The organism is Metabacillus rhizosphaerae (assembly GCF_037201795.1).
GTDB lineage: Bacteria > Bacillota > Bacilli > Bacillales > Bacillaceae > Metabacillus > Metabacillus rhizosphaerae.
Window position 1 is genome coordinate 3,119,416 of the sequence record NZ_CP147403.1, and the last position, 25,575, is coordinate 3,144,990.

The following is a 25,575-nucleotide window of genomic DNA, read 5'->3' on the forward strand; positions in this document are numbered from 1 at the left end:
GCAATGTTTCGTTAAACTTACATTGTCAATATTAAAACGGTATAAACGAGATTAGGAGGTACGAATATGTCCAATACGATTAACATAGGAATTATTGGCAGTGGGGGTATTGCAGCTGCACATGTTAGAGCCTATAAGGAAATGCCTGATGTCAAAATTGTAGCTGTTGCTGATGTGATCCCAGGTAAAGCAGATCAATTTATTGAACAATTGGATTTAAAAGATGCCAAAGGGTTTGATGATCATCTCGAGCTACTTAAAATGGATATAGATGGTGTTAGTGTATGTACACCAAATGTTGCACACCATAACACTAGTATTGATTCTCTATATGCCGGAAAACATGTTCTAGTTGAAAAGCCGATGGCAGTTACTCTTGATCAGGCAATTGAAATGGTAGAAGCCTCTCACAAGACTAGTAAAATACTTTCAGTAGGTTTCCAACCAAGATATGATCCTAATATGCAAGCAGTAAAAGAAATTGTTCAGTCTGGACAATTAGGGAATGTTTATTATGTTCAAACAGGTGGAGGAAGACGACGTGGGATGCCAGGAGGCACTTTTATTAATAAAAGTTTAGCAGGTGCTGGAGCAATGGCGGATATCGGCTGTTATTCGTTAGACTTGGCTCTAAATGCACTTGGCTATCCAAGGCCTTTAACAGTTTCGGCCTATACTTCCAATCATTTTGGAACAAATCCAATCTATCATCGTGAAGCGGATAAATTTGAAGTCGAGGATTTTGGCGTCGCGATGATTCGTTTGGAAGGTGGAATCGTTTTAAACTTTAAAATATCTTGGGCAATGCATATGGATTCTCTAGGACCAACATTGTTCCTCGGTTCTGACGCCGGCTTGAAGCTAACGCCTGCTGGAAGTGGTCCATGGAGTGGAGTTTGGGATGGTGGAATTGGGTCCATTAACTTATTCCATGACATAAAAGGTCACCATGTGGAAACAAGTATTCCGGTCCAAGAACATAAACTCAATATTTTCTATGAGAAGGTACGTGATTTTGTTGTTTCAATCAAGGAAGGAAAACCTGCACCAATTCCTGGAGATCAAATCGTGATTAATCAAGCGATTATTGATGGGATTTTACGCTCTTCAGAACAAGGCAGTGAAGTGAATATTAGCATCCCTGAGTTTAGTATAAGTTCTTAATAGTTGTAAAATAGAAGACGTGTTAACTGGTATCTTAAAATCGCAATCAATAAAAAACACTTATCAAATTGTAGAATTTGATAGGTGTTTTTTATTGATTCTACAGCTCAACAAAGATCTATTCAAACTTATTTTGCAGATTCCTTTTTTCTGTAGCAATTGAGGGATTGTGAATATTTTTATCTAAGAAACGAATTCCCTCAATGCATCCTTTAACAAGCAAAAAAGTAAACGAAAGAACAATTAATGTAATATAGCTATTCCAACCCTTATTATATTTCACTAAATTGGTATTCTTTTCAAGCCAATTCTCAAAAAGTGTCATTGGTCCGCTAAAAAGGAAAACACTTACGATAGTTTTTAACGGTTTCATATTATAAGTAAATTGATTATACATGACACATGATAAAGGAAATAATATATATAAAAACACAATGTTTGAGTCGAACAATTTAGGGAGATAGCGATGTGGATATTGCAAATATTTTGTCTTTATTACTGGTCCATCAAATACAGTCGAAACTAAAGTTTTAATAAAATAAATAAGAAACCAGTCCTTTAAGTCGCCTTTTCTTCGTAATAAAAAAATTATACTTGCACCTATTCCAAATGTAGTCAATAAGTTCAATATTGTCCTGTCCTTCATATAAGCACCTCCTATAAATAAGTTATCCTTTTTTAAAAATATTATCAGTAAAACAATTTCTTGATTTATCAATTAGTAGAGATACTGTTTTACTATTTTTAATCTTTTTAGCTCATCTAATGAGCTTGTAGAAGAATAGTTCAATTAATTTTGTTAGAGTTATTATTACTTAGAAAAAGAAACAAAATTAACTAATTTTAATTTTAGGCTCTTTTCTAAAAGATTGTTGTATTTAAACAAAACTGATTAGGTTGATTGGTGCGGAAGGTGCGAGACTCCTGTGGGAGTAGCGGGACAGATGAGACCCCGCAGGCGCTTTGCGCTGAGGAGGCTCATCGCCCGCCCCACGGAAAGCGAGCATCCTGGAGCGCCAATCAACCAATCCAATACTATTTTAAAAGCAACAAAGTTTGCGAAAACAGCCTAATTTTAAAATCTAAGAGGGTGATTTAATTTGAGTAAATTAAAAGTAGCTTTATTGCACTTGCTACCAATAGCAGGTGATATAAAAAAGAATCAAAGTCTTATTGAAAAAGCAGTTAAACGAGCGGCTGATCAAAATGTAGATTGGATTATAACTCCCGAATTAGCAGTTAGTGGCTTGCAATTCTCTCAAAAGATAGGAACTAAGTGGATAATGCAGCAACCCGATGAATGGATGTTAAACTTTGTATCGTTGGTTCAGTCATTGAATACTAATGTATTTCTTGGTTGTCCTGAAAAGTCAGAGAGTGGAGAACTTTATAATTCAGTATTTGTAATAGACCGAGGTGGTAATATAATAGGAAAACAAAGGAAAATCACAAGTATTATAGATGATTGGTCTACTTCTGGTGCTTTCATTGAACCAATAGATATGGGGAATGTTAAAATTGGTGTTTTAATATGTGCAGATGCCTACAATAAAAATATTGCAGACAAATTCTTAGCCAAAGGAGCAGAGATCCTAATTGCCCCGTCAGCCTGGGTCCAGGGCTACACGGACCAAACGGTGAGTGGGAACAAAGATCGATAGATACTGGACTTTTTTTATTTGTTTGTAATCGTACTGGAGAAGACGAGTCAGTTACCTTTTGGGAAGCTGAAAGTCTGATTATTAAGAATGGTAAACGTCTCCTTTCGCATAAATCAAAACAATCTGCTATTTTAACTTTTTATTGGGATTTAGAAAAAATGGATTTAATTTCACCTGACTTTGAAGTTGAATATATAATTTAGGTATTTTTAATTAGTTTTTAAAAAGAGCTTTTTCTAAGTTACAGAGCGTGTGAAGAATTATTCATTAAGTAACAGTTGAGTTAGTAACAAGCGATAATAAAATTTCAAGCACTAAATAATATTATTGATGTTCCACATACAGATGCGATGCTTGGGGGTAATGCACTTTTTTATTGAACAAAAGTAGCATTAGATTATGATACAAAGGATAAGCGCTTTGACATCCAGTTTAAGAGTCCAGCTCCTATTGAACTTTACACTCCTTATTCGCTAGTCACAATCGAATGCTTGTTGCACTTCGTGTTTCTTTTGTAGCTCCTTAACTTGCAGTAAATGACAACCGCCCGTAAAAGTATGAGAAGTATCTCTTTTATCTATCATAGGGGTGGATGAAGACAATCCCCTATGATAGAAGTCTTACTCTATCTGATACGTAGAGATCTTTTTTTCTACGTTACGTCAATAAACGAACGCCCTGAAATTTTGTTTATCTTATATGGAACAAATCTAAAAATCTTGCTTCATAAAGTCTATTTCTTGGAATCTCTCTACTTCTTTTTTCCATCTTTCTTCAACAAATGCTTTGTGATTCGGATGGAGATTGTATGTATCATAAGCTTCTTGGTTCGTAAACTCCATTGAAAAGCCAAAATCAAAGTCAGTTTTTGAACTCACTTGACGTAAAACCTCAAAATTCTCTACTACTGGTATTGCACTTAAAATATGCGCTCCATCAGCCAAGAAATTCTCTGCTTCAGTTGAATCAACTGGATATTTTAATGTGAAGATAGCAATATGTCTAATTCTACCAGATACCATTTCCATCTCTCCTTTACTAACTAACTATTTTCCATTTCTCTTATATTATTAACTTTCACGTAAGCGATTGCAATTGATTTAAAAGTGCTTTAACAAAAATCACTTCATAAAAAGTGATCTATTGAAACTAATTCCTTAGATGGTGATATTTCGCTTAATAAAAAGAAACCTTTCATATCCTCAATTGTTCTATAAGGTCTTAATTTAATTTTCTTCTTTTCTTCATCTGGAACTTTGTTTACTAGTTGAATGTACACAATCAGCTAGTATCTCTACAGGGTGTTTCTACCATAAAGCCATTCGTACATTTATAGAAATCTACTTTAATATCTAATCCATTTGACATAGGTTTGAATATAAATATAGGGATTAAGACATGAAGAAAGCAACGATGATATTCTCTATATAAAAAGAAAGGAGCATCGTAAATGACTTTTGAAATTGGAGTGACTGTATTTGTTTTTGTGATGACAATGCTAGTCATATTTTGGAGGCCGAATGGGCTAAATGAAGCATGGCCTGCAACAATCGGTGCTGCGATTATTATACTGACAGGCATTGTATCCCATGTAGACATTTTAGATATTTTGAATAAAATTGGTGGAGCATCGATTACAATTATTGCAACAATCGTGATGGCTGTTATTTTAGAAAGTTTCGGTTTTTTTCATTGGGCAGCCGCACGGCTTGTACGATTAGCAAAATGGTCAGGTTATCGTCTTTACTGGTATATTCAACTATTATGCTTTTTGATGACGCTTTTATTTAATAATGATGGAAGCATATTAATTACAACTCCAATTTTGATTTTACTCTTAAAAAATCTTCGCTTAAAACCACATCAGCAAATCCCCTACCTTTTAAGTGGTGCATTGATTGCGACTGCATCTAGCACGCCAATCGGAGTAAGTAATATTGTCAATCTAATAGGTTTAGAGCTTGTTCATATGACACTTTATACGCAAACAGCGATGATGTTTGTGCCAGCAATATTAGGTTTGCTATTTATGTCGTGGTTAATGTTTTTCGTAGTAAGGAAAAAGATACCGAAGCGATTACCTGAGGAGTCATATGATTTAGAGAATGTATTTTTTACAAAACATTTTCACCCGCTCAAAGGGTCAATTTCTGTTAAAACAAAATATAAACGGACAAAATTAATGATGAATATTTTATCATTTGTCCTTTTGATTCGTTGCCTCCTTTTTGTTGCTTCTTATCTGGGTATACCTATTGAATTTATTGCAGTATTAGGTTCTGTGGTTTTACTTATATGGAGATGGTATTACCTACGTACAAATCCAGTAGATATTTTAAAGAAGACACCTTGGCATATTTTCCTTTTTGCTTTTTCGATGTATGTCATAATATATGGGCTTCATAATGTTGGATTAACGGCCTTGCTTGTTGAAATATGTGAACCAATTATAAATCAGGGACTATTCCAAGCAAGCTTTATTATGGGTGGATTGGTTTCGATATTATCTAATATCTTTAACAATCATCCTGCTTTAATGATTGGCACAATAACGTTAACTGAAATGGGATTAGACCCTATTACTTTAAAGACTATTTATCTGGCAAATATCATCGGTAGTGATATTGGTTCCTTACTATTACCAATTGGAACACTCGCATCACTAATTTGGATGCATATATTAAGGGAAAATAAAATTAAAGTAAAATGGAAGGATTATTTACAGGTGTCAATTTTAGTTATTCCACTAACAACTGTTGTAACATTGTTTCTCCTTTATTATTGGGTACAAATGGTCTTCGCCTAAGAAAATGTGGTGTTTACAAGGGTGGAATGACAACGTTATATTCCTTTATTTGGATTGCGTTTACAAGGTTATGAACATGGTATGACTAGATATCGTAGAAAGCCTCTTGCTTAATTTTGATTACAAGGGTTTACGATTATCTAGTCATCTTTGTCATAATCGGAGTCTGATTAAAATATGTATTTCATGAATGAAGGAAGAAGCAAGCTGAACTGTGAGCATTGTTTAGGAGGCAAAAGTATGCATCGGAAAATTCTTGTCTTTGTGTATGGAACTCTCCGCCAGTATGAACAAAATGAACATTTATTGAGGGGAGCAAAATGCTTAGCTAGACATTGCTGGACATCTGGGATACTATACGACACAGGAAAAGGTTATCCTGCAATGTGTTGTGATCCTTTGCAACGTGTTTATGGTGAATTATATGAAATATCATACGAACAACTTCAAACACTAGATGTGTTGGAAGGATATAGAGGTGAAAACAAAAGCAATCTCTATGACAGAATTATTCAATCAGTCTTCACTGATCTTATTCGTTATGACAATGTTTTTGTTTATATATATAAGAACACACAGGAGAAAATGACTCATATTCCTTACGGAGATTGGAAGTGTCATAGATATTTGAATAATGATAATCTCTTATATTTTGCATACGGGTCATGTATGGATGACGAACGATTTAGAAAATCAAAAGTGGATCATTTATTTAAACTTGTAAAAGGATGTGGAAAGGCACACGGCTTTTCTTTAGCTTATACCCGTAAGTCAAGCGATGGTGGAAGAGCAGATATTATTGAAGCTAAAAACACTGTTGAAGGGAAGGTTTATAAAATAACAAAAGAATGCTTGAGCTATTTGTATCGTCGTGAAGGTGTTCAAGCAAAAATATACCGCCCTGCTTTTATAGATATTGAAATGAATGGGAAGACTTACACCAACGTTTTAACTTTCCTTGTTATTGATAAAAATGAAGAAACAGCTCCACCAGAGCACTATGCAAGGGAGATTTTACGTGGAGCAAAGGGTTTTGTTAGTGATCAATATTTTGAGAAGCTTAAAGATGAATTATATAAAAAATTCAATATGATTGTATCGATTTAAGATGCTTGAAAACTTAAGCAATTGCCTTTTTAGTTTTCATTGACTTGTTTTTATTTGGGAATACAGATGGAATACTAAAGCCACAAATTACTACAAACGTCATGAGAATGTAAAAGAGTGGTCCAGAAAGATCTACAAATAAAAGAGTACCTATGACAAGGAATCGGGAAATGAAAAACATCCACTCTCTCCAAAACAGGAAACTAACCTTTTTGGATATATTTTCGTTTTGGAGTACTGATAATTGACCGGAAAATATAATCGTATTAACATAAAATAAACCGAAAGTAGTACAAATGTTGGATATAATAAGTAAAATCGATCCTCCAATTATTGCACAAATAAATCCAATTGATATTAGTGTCATACCAATCCTCAACCAGTTTTTATAGGAAATTGTTTGTATTTTATTAAATAATTTTAATGCGATGATCGATGAGAATGTATACACAATATTTAATAATGCAATAAGCCATTCATTTTCTGTAATTTGAAATGTAAAGATAAGCACAAAAAGATTTTGAAACATCATAACAACACCATGAAAAAAAGTTGTTTTTAACATTAGTTTCATTCGTTTTGTAGCAACATTTCTAAACGAAAATACTTTTCTAAAGGAAATTCGTTCATCTACATTTTTTAAAGTGAAGTTTGGAATACGAAATGACATAATAAACATGAGTGATACAAAAATTAGCATGAGTAAAAAGCTACCAATAAAACCCACTAGCTCGATGATTGCGGCAGAGAGAAGAGGAATGCTAATTGAGATCATCTGGCCAACGATTGCAAATACGGAGAAAAAAATAACAAATTCTTTTCCTTTTCCATAAACCGACAGCATGATATTCATACCACCCCAATAAGAACCCATCATCGCTCCGATTGGTAACGCATACATTACAATTCCAACTAACTCATTTTCAGGATGAAAGCCTGATAATAATAAAAACGAAATAGCACCAAAAAAAGCACTTAATCGGACTAATGTTTTGATGGAATGATTGATTAATTGCTTTGTTGCATATGAATAACAGAATGCTGACGAAAAGACCATCCAAATATTATACCAAGCAACATCAAATAAATCATGATTACGTTCCCAAATATACAAATTGACAAAGATTCCAATATAGACAAATATAATCATAGCACTTGCACACATCATTAGTAATTGTTTCATCTCGCCTGTTAACTTCATAGAATTTACTCCTTTTTTAATCATGTTTATTAACATTGATTTTCGTGATAATGTCTTTCAAATCCTTCTTGAATACATATGTATAAAAAATATATTTAACTTAATATATTAGCGTAAACCCTCTTATTTTAATTTATTAATAATAAAAATAAAAAATAATCATATTATTATAGAATGCGCTTTCACACTTTGGTAAAATCAGATAATAGAAGCATTAAGTTATAAAAGTAAAAAAAGATTGACATTTTTAATTAAACAAGGGAGATGGGAAATATTATTGATCATGATGAACAAGGGCTATCGACCAAAAAGATCCTATGGTTCTTTATCCCTTTAGGATTATCAGCTAGCTTAGTTACGTTTTCTCACATGATTATTAATGGGACTTTAACAAGAGGTGAGAACGCTGAGGTTATTATTGCTAGTTATGTAATTGCTATGAGCTTATTTGGAATAACAGAACGTCTAGGTGTTTTATTACGGAACGCCTGCTCAGCGCTAGTTCGTGACAAAGTATCATTTAAAGTGATGTCGACGGTAGCTGCCTATGTTTTAACAGGTTTAATGATGGTGGCAGGTATCCTAGCCTATACTCCGGTAGGTAAGTGGATTTTTTCTACCTTTTTTGGTGCTGATACGGAAATGACTGCACATATTGTGGATGTCTATCAAATTCTAATCATTGTAACCTTTTTTTCAGCTATTCGGTGTCTATTCCAAGGGGTTATTATTTTAAATAGGCAAACGAAATGGCTAACCATTGGTATGGTCGTTAGGTTAGTTGTTATGTATATATTATCCATCGTATTTATTAACACTGGCAATATAAATGCAAAAACAGGAGCATATATTTTTTTAGCGGGAATGGTGATAGAAAGTTTAGTTAGTTTTATAGAGGGGCGAATATTAGTCAAAAAGATGGTTAAGGATGATGTAAATCATAATATTACAAAAAAGTCCCAAATATTTAATTTTTACAATCCTTTGATTCTCTCATCTTTAATTATCGTCATGGTTGGCCCAATAATAAATGCTTTTTTAGGTAAAACACATGAAATTGAATTAGCAATAGCGTCATATGCAATTGCTCTAAGTATTACACAATTATTCTTAAGTTTTTTCACCTATACACATCAAATTGTTCTAACTTTTTATAAAGAACATCCTCAAAAGGTTCAAAAATTCACTTTAATGATGGGGTTCATTCCTACTGGGATATTAGCATTGTTTTGCTACTCTCCTTTAGGGGCATTTTTTATTGAGCATCTTTTAGGTGCAAATGAACGCTTAGTTAACGCAAGTTTGGATAGTTTAAAAGTTTTTATCTTAATGACACTAGTCTTTCCTTTTATCGACTTTTGTAATGGTTTATTAATGGTAAGAAAGCGCACAAAGGTTATGGTTCTATCACAATCAACCAATTTAATCTTTACATTTTTAGTTTTAGTTATAACCTCTAGTCTTTTTCCTTATTGGAACGGAAAGATAGGTGCTTTGGCACAATCAATTGGGATGCTAACAGAATTATGCGTGTTGTTTTTAATTATTTATAAAATGGAGAAAAAGTTGAATCATAGTAATGGATTGAAACATCGGGAAAATAAATATGTAAATGGATAAGAAAAAAGCTACCTTGCTAGGTGGCTTTTTTTGTTGTAAAAAGCAGACAAGGTCTGATAAGTAATATACTGCTTAAGTCTTAGTAGCAATTAAACCTCTAGCTTGTTATTCACTATTTAATAACTCGTTATCATATAGAAAGAAGGGAATTTAGAGCAAAAAGCAAACATATAGCTCTTTGTTCAACGCGGTATATGATGAGTGTTATTAAACGTATCCCTTCAATCATTTTTGGAGGGTCTTTTATGCAAAACAAACAAGTGTATATATTTCTAACAGATACAGGTACGTTATTTACAAGGATGATCAAGCTTTACACAAAGAGTACTTTAAATCACGCATCGATTGCTTTTGACGAGGAACTTAATGAGATGTATAGTTTTGGTCGAAAGAATGTAAGGAATCCATTTATTGGGGGATTTGTGAAAGAAGATATTCATACAGAGTTATTTAAGGAGGCAAAATGTGCAATATATAGTTGTACTGTTACGGAATTTGAATATTACCAACTAAAAAGAAATATAAAAAAAATTGAACTTAGTGAGCGGGACTATAAATATAACCTAATTGGATTATTAGGGGTTGTTTTAAATATTGAAATAGAAAGGAAAAATGCATTTTTTTGCTCTCAATTTGTTGCGACACTATTAAGTAATAATGGAATTTCCCTTGTTGATAAGCCGCTATCCCTTGTTACTCCACAGGATTTAAGTGAAGCGAAGCAGCTTAAATTAATATATGAAGGTGATTTAGACTCATATCCTGCGGTTAAATTAAGGGAGGGTAACTGCACTCCGCACTCATATATTGACAATACGGTTAACTACTTAATAACTAAGAAATCCCGAACAAAAGCTACTTTTCTATCTGCATATCATAAAGTTAGAGCTTTTATGTAGGTGGAAATAAAGTACTAATAATGACTAAAAATGGGATAGAAAATTAAACTTCCTGTTACTATTTTTTAACAGTATTTGATTTATATAACGATAAATACGGTATTTCTTTAGCAATTACAACATCATCATATTCTCATCCTGTTATGTTAAAATAATTTGTATAGATGAATCTTTGTTTAAAAATATAACATGAACAAATTTGACCCATTTTGTTCTCTTACTTAACAATTATCAAAATAAAGGAGATCTTTTGATGAACATCCTTAAGAAAAGCATAATCCTCGGAATTGCTGCCACAATACAAGGTGTTTCAATGGCGACCTTTTTATTCCCACACTTTATCCCTTCAGGTGGTGCTGCAAGTTTAGGTGTAGTGTTAAATTACTTATTGCATTTACCGTTTGCGTTTACACTTTGGATCTTAAATGCGAGTTTATTAGTTGCTGCAGTAAAGTGGCTAGGAAAAAGTAGTGCAATTTGGACCATGTATTGTGTGACAGTAACCTCTGCTACAATCAATTTCATTTCCCCTTTAATTGAACAGCCCATTTCAAATGTTATACTGGATCTAATTATAGGTTCATTGATCTTTGGTGTAGGAATAGGAATATTATTTCGAATGGGTGCATCTTCAGGTGGGATGGACATTTTGGCTTTAATTCTGTCAAAAACGAAAGGACTTCCACCGGGGAAGACGTTATTTTGGATTAACGGAAGTTTATTAGTTTTAACAGGAGTAGTTGTTGACTGGACAATAATCTTGTATGCAGTAGTTTGTCAATTTATTGGAACGAGGATCATAGATATTATCTACAAGTTACCACTTAAATCGAGGGAATTAGAAGTGGTAAATGGATATGAATCGATTTGAAATGAATATTTATTATAAATAAATACAATTCTAGAAAAGAATCTAAATGGGGGGCAATGATCTTGAGTGAAAACATTGATGACTATATCCAACAAGGGATACACGGTGTACGAGAAATAAAACCAGATGAAAGACGGAAATTTTTAGGCACTTTAAGAGAACGTGTTTTGGTTGTTTTGACAAAACTACAAGTAAGGGAAAAAGGTACATATATTGAAGTTGAAGAATTAATGAAGAAAAATAAAGAAGCAACGTTGTTTTTGAACGGAACAATGAATTACACCTACTTGTCAGATTATATTAAGCTAGCTAATCAAATCGGAACGAAATTTTTAATTTCTACAAACAAAGAATATGATTCTGAACTAGGTCTAGTTTTGGCATATGATTATGCAATAAACAAAGAGGATATTTACATAGAGAAACAAAAAGATGTGTTTGAGGAAGAACCAGAAGATGATCATCACTTAATTCATTTTTTCAAAAAATTATTTTAATATTTTTGTACAAACGAAATAAATGCCTACAATTTAAATGTCATCCCATCATTAAATAAAGAGAAAGGATAATACAGATAGGGATGGATGGATATGGCCAAAAGGTATCGGGGGAAAAGCTTATATAAATTACCTTCAAATGGACGAGGTAAATGTCCATTATGTGGAAAGACTGGAATTAAGTTATTATATCCACATAGAACGGAAACAAATCAACTTATAAATGTTTGCAAAAACTGCCGCCATAAAGAATAAGCTGGTTTGAAAACATCATAGATTGAGAATATTAGTCAACGCGATTTCGTGTTGGCTTTTTTTTGTTCCCTTTAAAAATCATACAAAGGATAAGTTTCTTAATTTTGATATAAAGTCTAAATAATGCAAAAATTCAATGTTGATTATAAGTAGCTTTTAGATGGAATAGTATATAAATAGGTATATATTTTTTCTTATTGATATATTTAAGGAGGCAAGAGAATGAACACGATAGTGACGAATATGACTGGTAGTGTCTGGAGATTATTGGTTCAGGCTGGAGATGAAGTAGAAAAAGGTCAAGATGTTGTAATCTTAGAATCAATGAAAATGGAAATTCCAATTGCAGCAGAAGTAAGTGGTAAAGTGAAAAAAATAAAAATAAATGAAGGTGACTTTGTAAGCGATGGTGATGTGTTAATTGAGTTAGAGTAAAATAGTCAAAAAAACCGGAGGGGTATGGCATGAATTGGCCAGAAACGGTAACGATTAAGGAGGTTGGACCACGTGATGGGTTGCAAAATGAGAAAATATTTATTACGACAAGCGATAAAATCAGCTGGATCAATCAATTATCACATACAGGATTAACGTATATTGAAATTACCTCTTTTGTTCACCCAAAATGGATTCCAACATTAGCGGATGCTATGGAGGTGGCGAAAAAAATAAAACGTGTAGATGGTGTAACATATGCTGCACTTGTTCCAAATTTAAAAGGTCTTGAAAAGGCGATTGAAGCAGATATTGATGAAGTTTCTGTGTTTATGTCTGCCAGTGAAACTCATAATAAAAAAAATATTAATAAATCCATAGAAGAAACATTCCCTGTATTGGAAAAAGTCGTAAAGAAAGCACATGCATCAGGAAAGTCAGTTCGGGGCTATATATCTACCGTGTTCGGTTGTCCGTATGAGGGCGATGTATCGATTCATTCGATTGGAGATATCTCAGAGAAATTGTTTGATATGGGAATTTGTGAATTATCACTTGGAGATACAATTGGGGTAGCGAATCCTAGACAAGTCCAAGAAGTATTAACTGTATTACTAAAAAAATTTCCTGCAAAGTCCTTAGCTATGCACTTTCATAATACACGAGGAACAGCGCTTGCGAATGTAATCGCTTCCTTTGAGATGGGCGTAACGACAATAGATAGCTCCATCGGTGGACTCGGAGGCTGTCCTTATGCACCAGGAGCATCTGGTAATCTTGCAACAGACGATCTTCTTTACATGCTCGATGGGATGGGGGTATTAACTGGTGTTAACAAACAAAAGCTTGATAAAGCGGCATTATATATCCAAGAAAAAATTGGTCGGCCATTGTTAAGTCATAACATTCAAGCTAACCAAGGGAAAATTAAAATCTAGCAATCTATATGAAAAAGGAACATATAGGGGGGAAACTACGTTGTCTTTCGATAAAACATTACAAGAGCGAGTAGAGAAAATTAAAAAAGGCGGTGCTTCAAAATACCATGAAAAAAATACAACGAAAGGAAAGCTTTTTGTCCGTGAGCGGTTAGAATCCCTTTTTGATGATGGTTTACAAGTGGAGGATGCTCTATTTGCAAATTGCATGGAGGAGCATTTGCCTGCAGACGGTGTAGTCACAGGCATGGGGAAAGTAAATGGTCAAACCGTTTGTATAATGGCTAACGACTCGACAATTAAAGCAGGCTCATGGGGCGCAAGAACAGTAGAAAAAATTATCCGAATACAAGAGACGGCAGAAAAACTTAGCATACCACTCATCTATCTCGTTGATTCTGCGGGTGCACGGATAACTGATCAAATTGAGATGTTTCCAGGTCGGCGAGGAGCTGGAAGGATTTTCTATAATCAAGTCAAACTTTCCGGAAAAATCCCACAAGTTTGCATTTTATTTGGACCTTCTGCAGCAGGCGGAGCGTATATCCCTGCTTTCTGTGATGTTGTCATTATGGTTAATGGAAATGCGTCAATGTACTTAGGATCTCCACGAATGGCTGAAATGGTGATAGGTGAAAAAGTTTCCCTCGAAGAAATGGGTGGAGCAAAGATGCATTGCTCCGTATCAGGTTGTGGTGATGTATTAGCTGATTCTGAGGAAGATGCAATAAAGCTTGCCCGTAAATACCTATCATATTTTCCTGCCAACTTTTCAGAAAAGCCACCAATGAAAGAAGCTGTAGCCCCTAACAATTTTGAAAAAACACTAGAAGAAATCATCCCGAAAAATCAAAATGCCCCATTTAATATGATGGATTTAATCGAACGTATTATTGATAAAGATTCATTTTTTGAAATCAAAAAATTATTTGCTCCTGAATTAATTACGGGGTTTTGTAGAATGAATGGGCAGTCAATTGGTATAGTAGCCAATCAGCCGCGAATGAAAGGTGGCGTTCTTTTCCATGATTCTGCAGATAAGGCGGCAAAATTTATTACATTATGTGATGCATTTAATATCCCATTGTTATTTCTAGCAGATATTCCAGGATTTATGATCGGAACAAAGGTGGAGAGAGCTGGGATTATACGTCATGGGGCAAAAATGATTTCTGCTATGTCAGAAGCAACTGTGCCCAAGATATCAATTATAGTTCGAAAGGCATATGGTGCTGGACTTTATGCGATGGCAGGTCCAGCATTTGAACCAGATTGTTGCCTTGCTTTACCTAGTGCCTCAATTGCAGTTATGGGTCCTGAAGCTGCCGTTAATGCGGTTTATGCAAATAAAATTGCTGAATTACCTGAGGGAGAACGATCTGCATTCATCGAACAAAAACGAGAAGAGTACCGCAAAGATATCGATATTTATCGATTAGCATCAGAAATGATCATTGACGGTGTCATCCCAGCAAATTCGCTTCGAAACGAACTACTCACACGTTTCGATACTTATATGTCTAAGTATGTATTATTTACACATCGAAAGCACCCTGTTTATCCAGTTTAATCCAAAGTTTATGATTAGGAAGGAGTATCCATGGTATGAAGTCAATTTTAGCGTCATTTGAAGAAGCAGTAAGAGAAATAAAAGATGGTGCAACAATAATGGTTGGCGGTTTCGGACTTGTTGGAATTCCTGAAAATTTAATTAAAGCTCTTTGTAATTCCGGTGTAAAAAATCTCACAGTGATCTCAAACAACTGTGGTGTTGATGATTGGGGATTAGGTTTATTATTGAAAAATAAACAAATTAAAAAAATGATTTCTTCTTATGTAGGTGAGAATAAGGAGTTTGAGCGTCAAGTATTAAACGGTGAACTCGAGGTTGAACTAATTCCACAAGGAACATTGGCTGAAAAAATTCGTGCAGGTGGTGCTGGGATTCCTGCCTTTTTTACTCCAGCTGGTGTTGGAACACCGATTTGCCAGGACCGAGAAACCCGTGTCTTTAATAACAAGGAATATTTACTAGAAGAATCCCTTACTGCTGATTTTAGTATAATCCGCGCCTGGAAGGCTGATAAATTCGGAAATCTTATTTACAACAAAACTGCACAAAACTTTAACCCAATGATGGCCACTGCTGGAAAGATAACGATTGCTGAGGTCGAATTACTGGAAGATGTTGGTGAGTTACCTCCCAATCAAATTCATACACCAGGTATCTATGTTCAGAAACTAGTCGTTGGAAAACAAGAAAAACGAATTGAACGGATAACTGTTCGTAATTAAAAGCATGAAACTATGTGAATAGGAGGTCTAGTATGTCTTCGAATAGTAGAGAAAAGATTGCTATAAAAGCGGAATGTGAGATTCGTGATGGAGATTATGTGAATTTAGGAATTGGGATGCCGACACTTGTAGCAAACTATATTTCTGAAGAAAAACAGGTTGTCCTTCAATCAGAGAATGGATTGTTAGGCATTGGACCTTACCCTACAAAAACTGAAGTGGATCCTGATTTGATAAATGCTGGAAAAGAAACGGTCACTGCTGCAAGAGGTGCTAGTTATTTTAATAGTACAGAATCCTTTGCCATGATCCGTGGTGGGCATATTGATGTTGCGATTTTGGGTGGAATGGAAGTTTCAGAGACCGGTGATCTTGCCAATTGGATGATTCCAGGGAAAATGATAAAGGGAATGGGCGGTGCAATGGACCTTGTTCATGGTGCAAAACGAATCATTGTGATCATGGAACATACAAACAAAAAGGGTCAAGCAAAAATAGTAAAACAATGTTCGCTACCTTTAACTGGAAAAGGTGTAGTAGATCGAATTATTACAGATCGAGCTGTTATAGATGTTACAAATTCAGGCCTGAAGCTGATCGAAGTGGCAAAAGGGTTTACTGTTGAAGATATTCAAGCAATGACTGAGCCCGATTTGATCATAGATGAACATGTAAAATTAAATGCTTTTTAAAGACAAACATTGTCAACTGATTTAATCTTTTCATTGCGATTAAGGAAAGGATTGATAAAGGATGAATTTCGATTTGACAAATGAACAAGAAATGATTCGTAAGTTGATCCATGATTTTGCTGAAGAAGAAGTTGCTCCCGAGGCAGACGCTAGAGATCGAACAGCTAAATTTCCAGAGGAGATCTTTGAAAAATTAGCAGAGCTTGGGATTATGGGTTTGCCTTTTCCAGAACAATATGGTGGCAGTGCAGCAGATACAATCAGTTTTGCAATCGTAGTAGAAGAGCTAAGTCGTGTGTGTGCTTCTACTGGTATCACCTATTCTGCTCATATTTCATTAGGAGCAGCACCGATACATTTATTTGGTACAGAAAAACAAAAACAGAAATATTTAACACCACTTTGTACGGGGGAGTATTTAGGTGCCTTTGGTCTAACAGAGCCAAATGCAGGGTCAGATGCTGGAGGGACTCAAACTACTGCATCACTACATGGTGACCAGTGGGTAATAACAGGTTCAAAATGCTTTATTACAAATGCAAGTTATGCAAAATATCTTGCAATTACAGCTGTAACCGATCGTTCAAAGGGAACTAATGGCATTAGCGCCTTCCTTGTACCTACAAATGCACATGGATTTACTGTTAATGATCGCTATGAAAAAATGGGTCTTCATTCTTCAAATACGGCTGAACTAGTTTTGGAAAATGTTAGCATACCCAAAGAAAATCTTCTTGGTGTAGAAGGAAATGGATATAAACAGTTTTTAGCTACGTTAGATGGCGGAAGAATTGGAATCGGAGCAATGGCTGTTGGGATTGCTCAAGGAGCCTATGAAAAATCGCTCCAATATGCAAAAGAGAGAAAACAATTTGGAAAAAGCTTGTCAGCATTTCAGGCGATACAATTTAAATTAGCTGATATGGCTATGAATATTGAATTAGCTCGAAATATGGTTTATAAAGCAGCGTGGTTAAAGGATCAAGGAAAAGGATTTAAAAAGGAAGCAGCTATTGCAAAATTATTTGCATCAGAAATGTGTATGAAGGTATGTGATCAAGCGATACAGATTCATGGCGGTTATGGCTATATGAAGGAATATCAGGTGGAGAGATTCTTCCGGGATGCAAAACTATTGGAGATCGGTGAAGGGACATCAGAGGTACAACGAATGGTTATTGCACGCCAAATAGGCTGTTAACTTGGAGGGAGTAAAGCTATGTTCAAAAGAGTTCTTATCGCTAATCGTGGAGAAATTGCAGTGCGCATTATGCGGACGTGCAAGTCTTTGGGGATTTTTACGATTGGGATTTACTCACAAGCTGATAAAGATGCACCTCATGTCAAAATCGCAGATGAGGCTTGTTTACTAGGTGGTCCGAGAGTAGCTGAGAGCTATTTAAACATCGATAAAATTCTCGAAGTGGCTCTACTAAGTGAGGCAGAGGCTATTCACCCAGGCTATGGCCTCCTTTCTGAAAATGCTGATTTTGCTCGACGTTGTGAGGCATTGGGAATTGTGTTTATTGGTCCATCTCCTGATGTTATTGCTCAGATGGGCAGTAAAATTGAAGCACGCAAAGCAATGAAGGAAGCTGGTGTACCAGTTGTTGAAGGAATCTCCTATCCATTAGCAAATGCGGAAGAAGCGGTGAAGGTAGCGGAAAGTATTGGTTACCCTGTCATGCTCAAGGCTTCAGCAGGTGGTGGTGGAATTGGGATGCAAATTGTTAGGAATGCATCGGAAATCCTCAAAATGTATGAAGGAAATCAAAAACGGGCAAACGATTTTTTTGGTGACGGAGCAATGTACGTGGAAAAATATATAGAAAATCCAAGACATATTGAAATTCAAATCCTTGCAGATCAATTTGGAAATACTGTTTATTTATGGGAACGTGAATGCTCAATACAGCGACGCCATCAGAAAGTCGTCGAGGAAGCGCCATCACCGTTTCTTGACGAGGTTACTCGTGTAAAAATGGGTGAGACATCGGTCAGAGCTGCCAAATCAATTGACTATAAAAACGCTGGAACATTTGAGTTTTTAGTTGATGAGAATAAAAACTTCTTTTTTCTAGAAATGAATACACGTCTCCAAGTAGAACATCCTGTTACAGAAGAAATTACTGGATTAGATTTAGTTGCTGAGCAGCTAAAAATTGCTGCAGGCTGTTCATTGGATTTTTCACAGAAAGATATAAAACGAGAAGGTCATGCGATCGAAGTGAGAATTTATGCTGAGGATCCCAAAACCTTTTATCCATCACCTGGAAAAATAAATAAAATAGACTTACCAAAGGGACCAGGTATTCGCCATGAACTGGGTATCCATGACCAATCAGTTGTTACACCTTTTTATGATCCGATGATTGCAAAGCTAGTTGTAAGTGGAAAGCAACGCGATGATGTGATTGATATTCTTCAAAAAGCACTAGTAAACTACCATATTCAAGGAATTAAAACAAATATCCCAATGCTTAAAGAAGTTGTAGCTCATCCTGCTTTCCTTTCTGGTCAAGCAACTACAAGTTTTGTTGATAAGTTCATAAATAAACATTGAACTTGGAGGGGAAGGGATGAGTAAACCAGTATTAATCTCTACAGTGATGAATGGAATTGCTATTATGACTTTAAATCGTCCAGAAGTAGCAAATTCATTATCACTTCACTTGTTAGAAGAATTACAAGAAGCAATATTTTTATATAAATTCGATAAGTCTGTTCGTTGTATCATAATCACCGGGACTGGTGAAAAAGCATTTTGCGCAGGGGCAGACTTAAAAGAAAGAGCAGAAATGGACATGACTCAAGTGCGAAGGACAGTTGAGAAGATACGAAGAACAATAAATGAACTAGAAGCATTACCACAACCGGTCATTGCAGCCGTGAATGGTGGCGCATTTGGTGGTGGGCTAGAATTAGCATTGGCCTGTGATATCCGAATTGCATCAGAAAAGGCGAAGTTTGGTTTGACAGAGACTTCGCTCGGTATTATTCCAGGTGCCGGTGGAACACAAAGGTTACCAAGATTAATTGGAAAAGGGAAAGCAAAAGAATTAATCTATACAGCTAAAAGAATTGATGCGAAAGAGGCAAAGGAAGTTAGATTAGTAGAATATGTGGTTCCGGCTGAAGCTTTGTTAAATAAGGCAATAGAATTAGCCAATCTAATTGTTAGGAATGCTCCAATTGCAGTAGAACAAGCAAAATTATCGATTGATAAAGGGTACGAAGTAGATATTAATACTGGTCTTTCTATTGAGAAAAGTTCGTATGAATTAACAATTCCAACGAAAGATCGCTTAGAAGGTCTCCAAGCATTTAAGGAAAAACGGTCGCCTAATTTTGTTGGAGAATAATAAAAATGGAATAATCATGATTGGAAAATGTATATACTTTAAAGATATAGAGAATATTCTTACTTACTTGTCACAGAAAAAATCGTTTTTAAGATATCCCCAAAATCTATAATCAACCTAACTACAAAAAGTATTAGATTGATTGTTTAGGAGGGATTAACATGCAAGTATTTTACACCGTGCGCTCTGGTGACACGCTGTATCAAATTGCGACAAGATGGGAGCTACCGGTCGATTCCCTTATTGCTGCAAATCATTTACTCCCACCTTATACAATTTATATCGGTCAACAGCTCTCGATTCCACCTGGTGTCAATGTTACTCAGATTAAAAAAGGTGATACAATTTTTCAATTATCTCAATTTTATGGTGTTCCACAAACTGTTATTGTGGAAGAAAACGCACTTCAGCCTCCTTATATGATTCATCCAGGTCAGTTACTTAAGATACCACCTGGCGTTCCATACTATATTGTTTATCCAGGAGATACGCTTTATCAAATTGCAAAACGTTTTAATGTTGTAGTTGGGGGAACCATCAATCCTGAACCAATACGGTTAGTTAACCAGCTCAAAAGCGATGTCATTTACCCTGGAATGAAGCTGAAAATCCCGTACTCTCCACCTCTTGTAAGTGGTTTGATTGCTTATACATCAAATCGAGGGGGTCATGATGATATTTGGTTATATAACCCTAGTAGTGGAAAGAGTGATCAGCTTACAAATGGTATAGGTGATCGTTTTTCTGTTCCTGTTTGGTCATTGGATACTAAAAACATCGCTTTTGTTGGAAAGAACGCTATTCTTTATCTGATTAATCTAGATAGTGGGGATATTGCTAAAATTGATCAGTTTGAGAAAGGAGAAAGTATCCATCTAGACTGGTCACCAAATAATCACCAGCTTGCTTATATTAAAAATGCGAACATTGTTTTGTATGATATCAGTACACATCAAGTAGAGAGAATAAACGCACCTGCTGCAACTGATGTTGAGTGGTTTCCTAGCGGTGAGGAATTATTATTTCAAGCACCTGATTCCTCTGGCACTAGTCAACTTTTCCGAATTCGTAAAAACGGAAACGATATGCGGGTAGTTACGAGGAACACAGAAGGACGGCTAAATAATGTTCGTCTATCCCCTAATGGAGCATATGCTCTTTATACAACACCAGGAGCGAGTATTTCAATCGTTCATACTGTTGACATTTCAACTGGAATAACAAGTGAAGTAAAAGGAGGGCCACTCGCGAAAAATTACTTTCCTGAATGGTCACCAGATTCGAAAAATATTGCATATAGTGCAACAGCATTTGAAGATAGGGGATATTTTTCCTTAATTAGGTCCTCCGAAAGAAAAGGAGAAAATGATCGGACATGGGCTATATCAGATTGCTATGCAACACCGATCACATGGTCGCCTGATGGAAGAAAAATTGGTTACCTTTCCGCTTGTAATGAACAAGGAATTGCCAGTGAAATGTGGGTGGTAGATATTAAGCATCCAGCTCCAATTCGCTTAGTTGAAGGTGTTCAGATCACTTCCTTACAATGGTCTCCTAAACAAAATAGCGAACAGTGGAAGACCTTTATAAGCGAAGTATATAAGGTTCGCTTAACCTATCCAGCAAGCTGGAAACAAGTTGGAGATGAAAGATTTGAAGGACTAGACGGCTTTTTCCAAATTTCTGCTATTTCCAGTAGTTCAAATATTGATGAGGTATGTCATAATGAAGCATTCCATCAATTGATGCCATATGGGTCTCAACCAACAATAAATAAAAGCAATATTCAATCACAAGATGCATGTTTTATCTACCCTTCTCAGGATCAGCCACAGGAAATGAAGGGGCAGGCTGCATTAATTGTTAAATACCCAGAACCTATTCAAATCCAGGGTACAATTTATCAATTCTTTATTTTATGGGCTGATATGGATCATATAAATAAGATAGGATCTACACTCAATTTTATCTGAAAACTAATCTAGACAGACACGGTGTTCGAAAGTACCTGTCTGTCTTTTTTGTTTTTTAATACAATTCTTGAACTTTGGATAAATAACCAACCGAAGGACGGTTAATCGATATATTTCAAATGAAAATTCATATATAATTGTGATATGAAGGTTTAAAATACGAATGAAATTGCTTTTGATTTATTGATTGTTCGTTTATAATATCGGTAAATGGATAGAGGAGGATATGAAGCATGTATAATTCAAAGAAGATTTTATTGCTAGGGTCAGGTGAATTAGGAAAAGAGGTCATGATAGAAGCTCAACGTCTTGGTGTTGAGACGATTGCTGTTGATAGATATGAAGGTGCACCTGCAATGCAAGTGGCACATCGAAGCTATGTTATCGATATGCTTGATCCGAAGGAAGTAAGGGATATTGTTGAAAAGGAAAAACCTGACTTAATTGTTCCAGAAATTGAAGCAATTGCAACTTCTGAACTTATCAAATTAGAAGAAGAAGGCTTTCAAGTGATCCCCACTGCACGAGCGGCAAAACTAACGATGGATCGTGAGGGGATTAGAAGACTTGCTGCAGAAACATTACAGTTACCAACAGCAAAATATGAATTTGCTGATACATATGAAGAATTTGAACAAGCTACAAGAAACATTGGTTTTCCGTGCGTAATTAAGCCACTTATGAGTTCATCAGGCAAAGGACAAAGTGTTTGCCACTCGAAAGAAGAGATTGAGAAATGTTGGGAAATAGCAATGGAGGGTGGAAGAGTGCAAAACGGAAGAGTCATTATCGAAGAATTCATTCGATTTGATTCGGAAATCACACTGTTAACCGTTCGTGCGGTTAATGGAACAAAGTTTTGTGCACCAATTGGTCATATCCAAAAAGATGGAGATTATATTGAATCTTGGCAGCCACATCAAATGACTGAGGGACAAATTCAAGAGGCAAAAAAAATTGCTCAGGTGATTACAGATGAGCTAGGTGGTTATGGATTATTTGGTGTAGAGCTATTCCTTGCTCAAGATAAGGTTTATTTTAGCGAAGTCTCCCCACGTCCGCATGATACAGGATTAGTTACTCTAGTGACACAAAATTTATCTGAGTTTGCTCTCCATATTCGAGCTATATTGGGCTTTCCAATTCCTGAGATAACGCTTGTAACACCTGGCGCAAGTCGCCCATTAAAAGCAATCGAAGAAATGAATGAATATCGAGTCGAAGGATTAGAACAAGCTCTAGCTGTAACAAATACGCAGGTGCGAGTATTTGGAAAACCTGTAACAAAAGTTGGTCGTAGAATTGCAGTTACCTTATCTACAGCAGAAACTGTTGAAATTGCAAAAAAACAGGCTAAAAATGCTCTGGATTATTTAACGATTAAACAATAACAATTAGATTTAATTTCCCAGGGAAGCGCAGGTTTAGACACCGTTATCGATTTTTTGTGTTTTTTATGTCATATTACAGAACTCCGAAAGAGAAAGTCCATTCCTTTAGGTGTGGGAGTATCAATTGTAATAAATATATAATTTGTTTGTAACTTGGTAAAATCATAAGATGCCTTAGGGATAAATATACTTATATGGGAGCATAAATCCAAAAGAATTCAGATCTGAAACTACACTTTTTAGTTAAATACTGCTCCTTAATTAGAAGAAGCAGGAGGGAACCACATGACGTGTAAAAGCTGTGATGGTAGTAGATTAATAAACTGTCAGAACTGTTCTGGAGAAGGTTTTGATTTCGGTAATCACAAGTGTGATTCATGTTCTGGTGAGGGTGTCATTGCATGTTCAACATGTGAAGGAAAAGGATCGATTGGATTTTTTAAATGGTTAAAGTCTAGTTAATAATATTTAAATGAAATCAAGTTAACTAAAAGCTCTACTAATATTACATTTAAAATGTGGTGGAAATAAATCAAGAAGAGCCTAACGCTTAGATGATTGTAAATAAATCATTTGTGATTGGGCTCTTTTTTTATGAGTTTTTCGAGTTATATCGAGAGTTATCATTAATTAGTTTACATAACTATATTATAGTTAATTGAATTTTTAGGTTTATTCAACATCATTATGTTCTGCATTCCTATTATATTCATTCCAAGTTGATTTCCCAATGTTGTGGTAGATGTTGAAAATAATAAACGCTCGATTGGACACATTAAAATAAAAAGGAAAGAATCTGATCTCGACAACTGGAGGAATCTAAATGGATGCTATGACCTTTGTCTTATTTGGAGCAACAGGGGATTTAGCTAAACGAAAAATTATCCCCGCACTATACAGTCTATATGTTGATCAGAAATTGCCTCCTTCATTTTCTTTCATTGGAGTAAGTTTAACTGAATTATCAGATGAGGAGTTTCACGAGAATGTTGAACAATCTGTACATACATTTTCTGAAGGTGGATCAAATGATTATTCGAAATTAAAAGATTTTCTTCCATCCATTCGTTATTGTAAATTAGATGTGACAAATGAAGGTGAGTATAAAAAATTACTTAATCTTATTCAACTACGTGAAGAGGAATTGAATATTCCTGAGAATCGGATGTTTTATATGTCTGTTGCTCCAACATTTTTTGATGTCATTGCCTTGAACATTAAAAAAAGTGGGTTGGGATCGACTAGAGGATGGAAACGTCTTATTATTGAAAAACCATTTGGACATGACTTAAAATCAGCTCAAGAATTAAACGAGAAATTGAGCACTACCTTTCAAGAAGAGGAAATTTATCGGATAGATCATTATCTAGGTAAACCGATGGTGCAAAACTTGGAGGCATTAGAATTTGCAAATCCGATATTTCAAACTCTGTGGAACAATCAACACATTGCCAATATTCAAATTACTGCAAGTGAAACAGTTGGAGTCGAAAAAAGAGCAAGCTATTATGATAAAGCTGGCGCAATTCGCGATATGTTTCAAAACCATATGATGCAATTGTTAATGATGACAAGCATGCATTTACCAAAACGAATTACTGCAGAAGATATTCGAAATGAAAAAAAGAAAATCATTGAATCTGTTCGTCCATTGAAAAAAGAAAATGTTCGTTCAGATGTTATTCGAGGTCAATATGGTTCAGGTGAAATTGATGGAAAATCAGTTATCGGGTATATAGAAGAACCTGGAATTACACCATCTTCTAAAAATGATACATTTGTTGCCGTTCGATTGTGGATAGATGACCCTTTTTGGCAGGGAGTACCATTTTATATTCGAACCGGCAAACGAATGAAGAAGAAGTCCACACGTATAGTCATTGAATTCAAAAATCCTTTAAAAGAGTTATATGTTAATCAAAACGAGGACCCAACACCAAACTTATTAATCATCGGGATTAACCCAAACGAAGGAGTATCTTTACAATTAAATAGTAAAAATCCATTAAAGGATGGAAAAATCGAGCCAATAAACATCGAATTTTCAGCTGACCAAGACGATGTTCCAAAAGCTTATGAGCTCTTACTATTAGATGCTTTTGAAGGAGACGCTACTTTCTTTGCTCATTGGAAGGAGGTTGAACTATCTTGGAAATGGGTTCAACCTATTCTAGAAGCATTTGAAGAAAATCTTGTTCCTCTTCATATTTACCCATCAGGATCCTATGGACCGGATGCTTCTCATCGATTACTTGAAGAGGATGGATTTGGCTGGTGGTTAGACAAAAAATCTCTTGAATCATCAAAGGTTGCTCCTCAAGAAAGCTAATGATTAAAAGGAACAACTTTTTTGTAACATTTTTAGTGTGATTAAATTCGAATAACTTTGCTAGGAGGTAGAGAAT

General features: G+C 35.2%; 23 protein-coding genes. 20 read left to right on the forward strand and 3 right to left on the reverse strand.

The window, feature by feature from the left end; all coding sequences use genetic code 11:
* Window positions 1–66: 66 nt before the first annotated feature.
* A complete protein-coding gene (locus WCV66_RS15315; protein ID WP_338785958.1) occupies window positions 67–1,164 on the forward strand; it encodes a Gfo/Idh/MocA family oxidoreductase in 1,098 nt (365 codons plus the stop codon).
* Between the two features lie 118 nt (window positions 1,165–1,282).
* On the opposite strand, the gene WCV66_RS15320 is transcribed toward WCV66_RS15315, so the two are convergent.
* Window positions 1,283–1,810, reverse strand: coding sequence for a CBO0543 family protein (locus WCV66_RS15320; protein ID WP_338785959.1), 528 nt, complete (start codon window positions 1,808–1,810; stop codon window positions 1,283–1,285).
* A gap of 454 nt (window positions 1,811–2,264) precedes the next feature.
* Between WCV66_RS15320 and WCV66_RS15325 the strand changes: the two genes are divergently transcribed.
* On the forward strand, window positions 2,265–2,825 hold the full coding sequence (locus WCV66_RS15325; protein WP_338785960.1) for a carbon-nitrogen hydrolase family protein: 561 nt from the start codon (window positions 2,265–2,267) through the stop codon (window positions 2,823–2,825).
* A 710-nt stretch (window positions 2,826–3,535) separates the two neighbouring features.
* Here the strand turns inward: WCV66_RS15325 and WCV66_RS15330 are convergent.
* Window positions 3,536–3,847, reverse strand: a complete 312-nt coding sequence (locus WCV66_RS15330; RefSeq protein ID WP_338785961.1) for a Dabb family protein — start codon at window positions 3,845–3,847, stop codon at window positions 3,536–3,538.
* Between the two features lie 428 nt (window positions 3,848–4,275).
* On the opposite strand from WCV66_RS15330, the gene WCV66_RS15335 reads away from it, so the two are divergent.
* Both WCV66_RS15335 and WCV66_RS15340 read left to right on the forward strand, forming a co-directional pair.
* Complete coding sequence (locus WCV66_RS15335; protein WP_338785962.1) at window positions 4,276–5,631, forward strand: arsenic transporter; 1,356 nt, start codon at window positions 4,276–4,278, stop codon at window positions 5,629–5,631.
* Between the two features lie 240 nt (window positions 5,632–5,871).
* Window positions 5,872–6,738 (forward strand): gamma-glutamylcyclotransferase, encoded by an 867-nt coding sequence (locus WCV66_RS15340; RefSeq protein ID WP_338785963.1) that lies wholly within the window; start codon window positions 5,872–5,874, stop codon window positions 6,736–6,738.
* Window positions 6,739–6,751: 13 nt separating this feature from the next.
* On the opposite strand, the gene WCV66_RS15345 is transcribed toward WCV66_RS15340, so the two are convergent.
* Window positions 6,752–7,939 (reverse strand): hypothetical protein, encoded by a 1,188-nt coding sequence (locus WCV66_RS15345; RefSeq protein WP_338785964.1) that lies wholly within the window; start codon window positions 7,937–7,939, stop codon window positions 6,752–6,754.
* A 264-nt stretch (window positions 7,940–8,203) separates the two neighbouring features.
* Here WCV66_RS15345 and WCV66_RS15350 point away from each other — a divergent pair, with 264 nt between their 5' ends.
* The 16 genes from WCV66_RS15350 (at window position 8,204) to zwf (ending at window position 25,499) form a co-directional block, all read left to right on the forward strand.
* Entirely contained in the window at window positions 8,204–9,559 is a 1,356-nt protein-coding gene (locus WCV66_RS15350) for a multi antimicrobial extrusion protein MatE (protein WP_066339595.1), read from the forward strand.
* A gap of 245 nt (window positions 9,560–9,804) precedes the next feature.
* Window positions 9,805–10,458, forward strand: coding sequence for a hypothetical protein (locus tag WCV66_RS15355; RefSeq protein WP_338785965.1), 654 nt, complete (start codon window positions 9,805–9,807; stop codon window positions 10,456–10,458).
* Window positions 10,459–10,711: 253 nt separating this feature from the next.
* The gene (locus tag WCV66_RS15360; protein ID WP_338785966.1) at window positions 10,712–11,329 is read left to right on the forward strand and encodes a YitT family protein; all 618 of its coding nucleotides are present in this window, start codon (window positions 10,712–10,714) and stop codon (window positions 11,327–11,329) included.
* 56 nt (window positions 11,330–11,385) lie between these two features.
* Window positions 11,386–11,826 (forward strand): YueI family protein, encoded by a 441-nt coding sequence (locus WCV66_RS15365; protein WP_338785967.1) that lies wholly within the window; start codon window positions 11,386–11,388, stop codon window positions 11,824–11,826.
* Between the two features lie 477 nt (window positions 11,827–12,303).
* The gene (locus tag WCV66_RS15370; RefSeq protein WP_066339583.1) at window positions 12,304–12,516 is read left to right on the forward strand and encodes an acetyl-CoA carboxylase biotin carboxyl carrier protein subunit; all 213 of its coding nucleotides are present in this window, start codon (window positions 12,304–12,306) and stop codon (window positions 12,514–12,516) included.
* Between the two features lie 29 nt (window positions 12,517–12,545).
* A complete protein-coding gene (locus tag WCV66_RS15375; protein WP_066339577.1) occupies window positions 12,546–13,454 on the forward strand; it encodes a hydroxymethylglutaryl-CoA lyase in 909 nt (302 codons plus the stop codon).
* Window positions 13,455–13,494: 40 nt separating this feature from the next.
* Window positions 13,495–15,024: an acyl-CoA carboxylase subunit beta gene (locus WCV66_RS15380; protein ID WP_338785968.1), complete on the forward strand. Its 1,530-nt coding sequence runs from the start codon at window positions 13,495–13,497 to the stop codon at window positions 15,022–15,024.
* Window positions 15,025–15,059: 35 nt separating this feature from the next.
* On the forward strand, window positions 15,060–15,749 hold the full coding sequence (locus WCV66_RS15385) for a CoA transferase subunit A (RefSeq protein ID WP_066339573.1): 690 nt from the start codon (window positions 15,060–15,062) through the stop codon (window positions 15,747–15,749).
* A 32-nt stretch (window positions 15,750–15,781) separates the two neighbouring features.
* Complete coding sequence (locus tag WCV66_RS15390) at window positions 15,782–16,441, forward strand: CoA transferase subunit B (protein ID WP_066339571.1); 660 nt, start codon at window positions 15,782–15,784, stop codon at window positions 16,439–16,441.
* Between the two features lie 61 nt (window positions 16,442–16,502).
* Entirely contained in the window at window positions 16,503–17,642 is a 1,140-nt protein-coding gene (locus tag WCV66_RS15395) for an acyl-CoA dehydrogenase (RefSeq protein ID WP_066339568.1), read from the forward strand.
* 18 nt (window positions 17,643–17,660) lie between these two features.
* A complete protein-coding gene (locus WCV66_RS15400; protein ID WP_066339566.1) occupies window positions 17,661–19,004 on the forward strand; it encodes an acetyl-CoA carboxylase biotin carboxylase subunit in 1,344 nt (447 codons plus the stop codon).
* Window positions 19,005–19,020: 16 nt separating this feature from the next.
* On the forward strand, window positions 19,021–19,803 hold the full coding sequence (locus WCV66_RS15405) for an enoyl-CoA hydratase (protein ID WP_338785969.1): 783 nt from the start codon (window positions 19,021–19,023) through the stop codon (window positions 19,801–19,803).
* A 161-nt stretch (window positions 19,804–19,964) separates the two neighbouring features.
* Window positions 19,965–21,779: a LysM peptidoglycan-binding domain-containing protein gene (locus tag WCV66_RS15410; RefSeq protein ID WP_338785970.1), complete on the forward strand. Its 1,815-nt coding sequence runs from the start codon at window positions 19,965–19,967 to the stop codon at window positions 21,777–21,779.
* Window positions 21,780–22,012: 233 nt separating this feature from the next.
* Window positions 22,013–23,170, forward strand: a complete 1,158-nt coding sequence (gene purT, locus WCV66_RS15415) for a phosphoribosylglycinamide formyltransferase 2 (RefSeq protein ID WP_338785971.1) — start codon at window positions 22,013–22,015, stop codon at window positions 23,168–23,170.
* A gap of 285 nt (window positions 23,171–23,455) precedes the next feature.
* Window positions 23,456–23,632, forward strand: a complete 177-nt coding sequence (locus WCV66_RS15420) for a hypothetical protein (RefSeq protein ID WP_157094517.1) — start codon at window positions 23,456–23,458, stop codon at window positions 23,630–23,632.
* A gap of 361 nt (window positions 23,633–23,993) precedes the next feature.
* A complete protein-coding gene (gene zwf / locus WCV66_RS15425; RefSeq protein WP_338785972.1) occupies window positions 23,994–25,499 on the forward strand; it encodes a glucose-6-phosphate dehydrogenase in 1,506 nt (501 codons plus the stop codon).
* Window positions 25,500–25,575: the final 76 nt, after the last annotated feature.

Bases quoted from the DNA above. Each gene is read 5' to 3' on its own strand.
- WCV66_RS15365 (WP_338785967.1), top strand. From the start codon at position 11,386: ATGATCTTGAGTGAAAACATTGATGACTATATCCAACAAGGGATACAC.
- WCV66_RS15315 (WP_338785958.1), top strand. From the start codon at position 67: ATGTCCAATACGATTAACATAGGAATTATTGGCAGTGGGGGTATTGCA.
- WCV66_RS15370 (WP_066339583.1), top strand. From the start codon at position 12,304: ATGAACACGATAGTGACGAATATGACTGGTAGTGTCTGGAGATTATTG.
- WCV66_RS15375 (WP_066339577.1), top strand. From the start codon at position 12,546: ATGAATTGGCCAGAAACGGTAACGATTAAGGAGGTTGGACCACGTGAT.
- WCV66_RS15330 (WP_338785961.1), bottom strand. From the start codon at position 3,847: ATGGTATCTGGTAGAATTAGACATATTGCTATCTTCACATTAAAATAT.
- WCV66_RS15400 (WP_066339566.1), top strand. From the start codon at position 17,661: ATGTTCAAAAGAGTTCTTATCGCTAATCGTGGAGAAATTGCAGTGCGC.
- WCV66_RS15335 (WP_338785962.1), top strand. From the start codon at position 4,276: ATGACTTTTGAAATTGGAGTGACTGTATTTGTTTTTGTGATGACAATG.
- zwf (WP_338785972.1), top strand. From the start codon at position 23,994: ATGGATGCTATGACCTTTGTCTTATTTGGAGCAACAGGGGATTTAGCT.
- WCV66_RS15340 (WP_338785963.1), top strand. From the start codon at position 5,872: ATGCATCGGAAAATTCTTGTCTTTGTGTATGGAACTCTCCGCCAGTAT.
- WCV66_RS15405 (WP_338785969.1), top strand. From the start codon at position 19,021: ATGAGTAAACCAGTATTAATCTCTACAGTGATGAATGGAATTGCTATT.
- WCV66_RS15350 (WP_066339595.1), top strand. From the start codon at position 8,204: ATGGGAAATATTATTGATCATGATGAACAAGGGCTATCGACCAAAAAG.
- purT (WP_338785971.1), top strand. From the start codon at position 22,013: ATGTATAATTCAAAGAAGATTTTATTGCTAGGGTCAGGTGAATTAGGA.
- WCV66_RS15410 (WP_338785970.1), top strand. From the start codon at position 19,965: ATGCAAGTATTTTACACCGTGCGCTCTGGTGACACGCTGTATCAAATT.
- WCV66_RS15395 (WP_066339568.1), top strand. From the start codon at position 16,503: ATGAATTTCGATTTGACAAATGAACAAGAAATGATTCGTAAGTTGATC.
- WCV66_RS15385 (WP_066339573.1), top strand. From the start codon at position 15,060: ATGAAGTCAATTTTAGCGTCATTTGAAGAAGCAGTAAGAGAAATAAAA.
- WCV66_RS15360 (WP_338785966.1), top strand. From the start codon at position 10,712: ATGAACATCCTTAAGAAAAGCATAATCCTCGGAATTGCTGCCACAATA.
- WCV66_RS15390 (WP_066339571.1), top strand. From the start codon at position 15,782: ATGTCTTCGAATAGTAGAGAAAAGATTGCTATAAAAGCGGAATGTGAG.
- WCV66_RS15420 (WP_157094517.1), top strand. From the start codon at position 23,456: ATGACGTGTAAAAGCTGTGATGGTAGTAGATTAATAAACTGTCAGAAC.
- WCV66_RS15320 (WP_338785959.1), bottom strand. From the start codon at position 1,810: ATGAAGGACAGGACAATATTGAACTTATTGACTACATTTGGAATAGGT.
- WCV66_RS15355 (WP_338785965.1), top strand. From the start codon at position 9,805: ATGCAAAACAAACAAGTGTATATATTTCTAACAGATACAGGTACGTTA.
- WCV66_RS15345 (WP_338785964.1), bottom strand. From the start codon at position 7,939: ATGAAGTTAACAGGCGAGATGAAACAATTACTAATGATGTGTGCAAGT.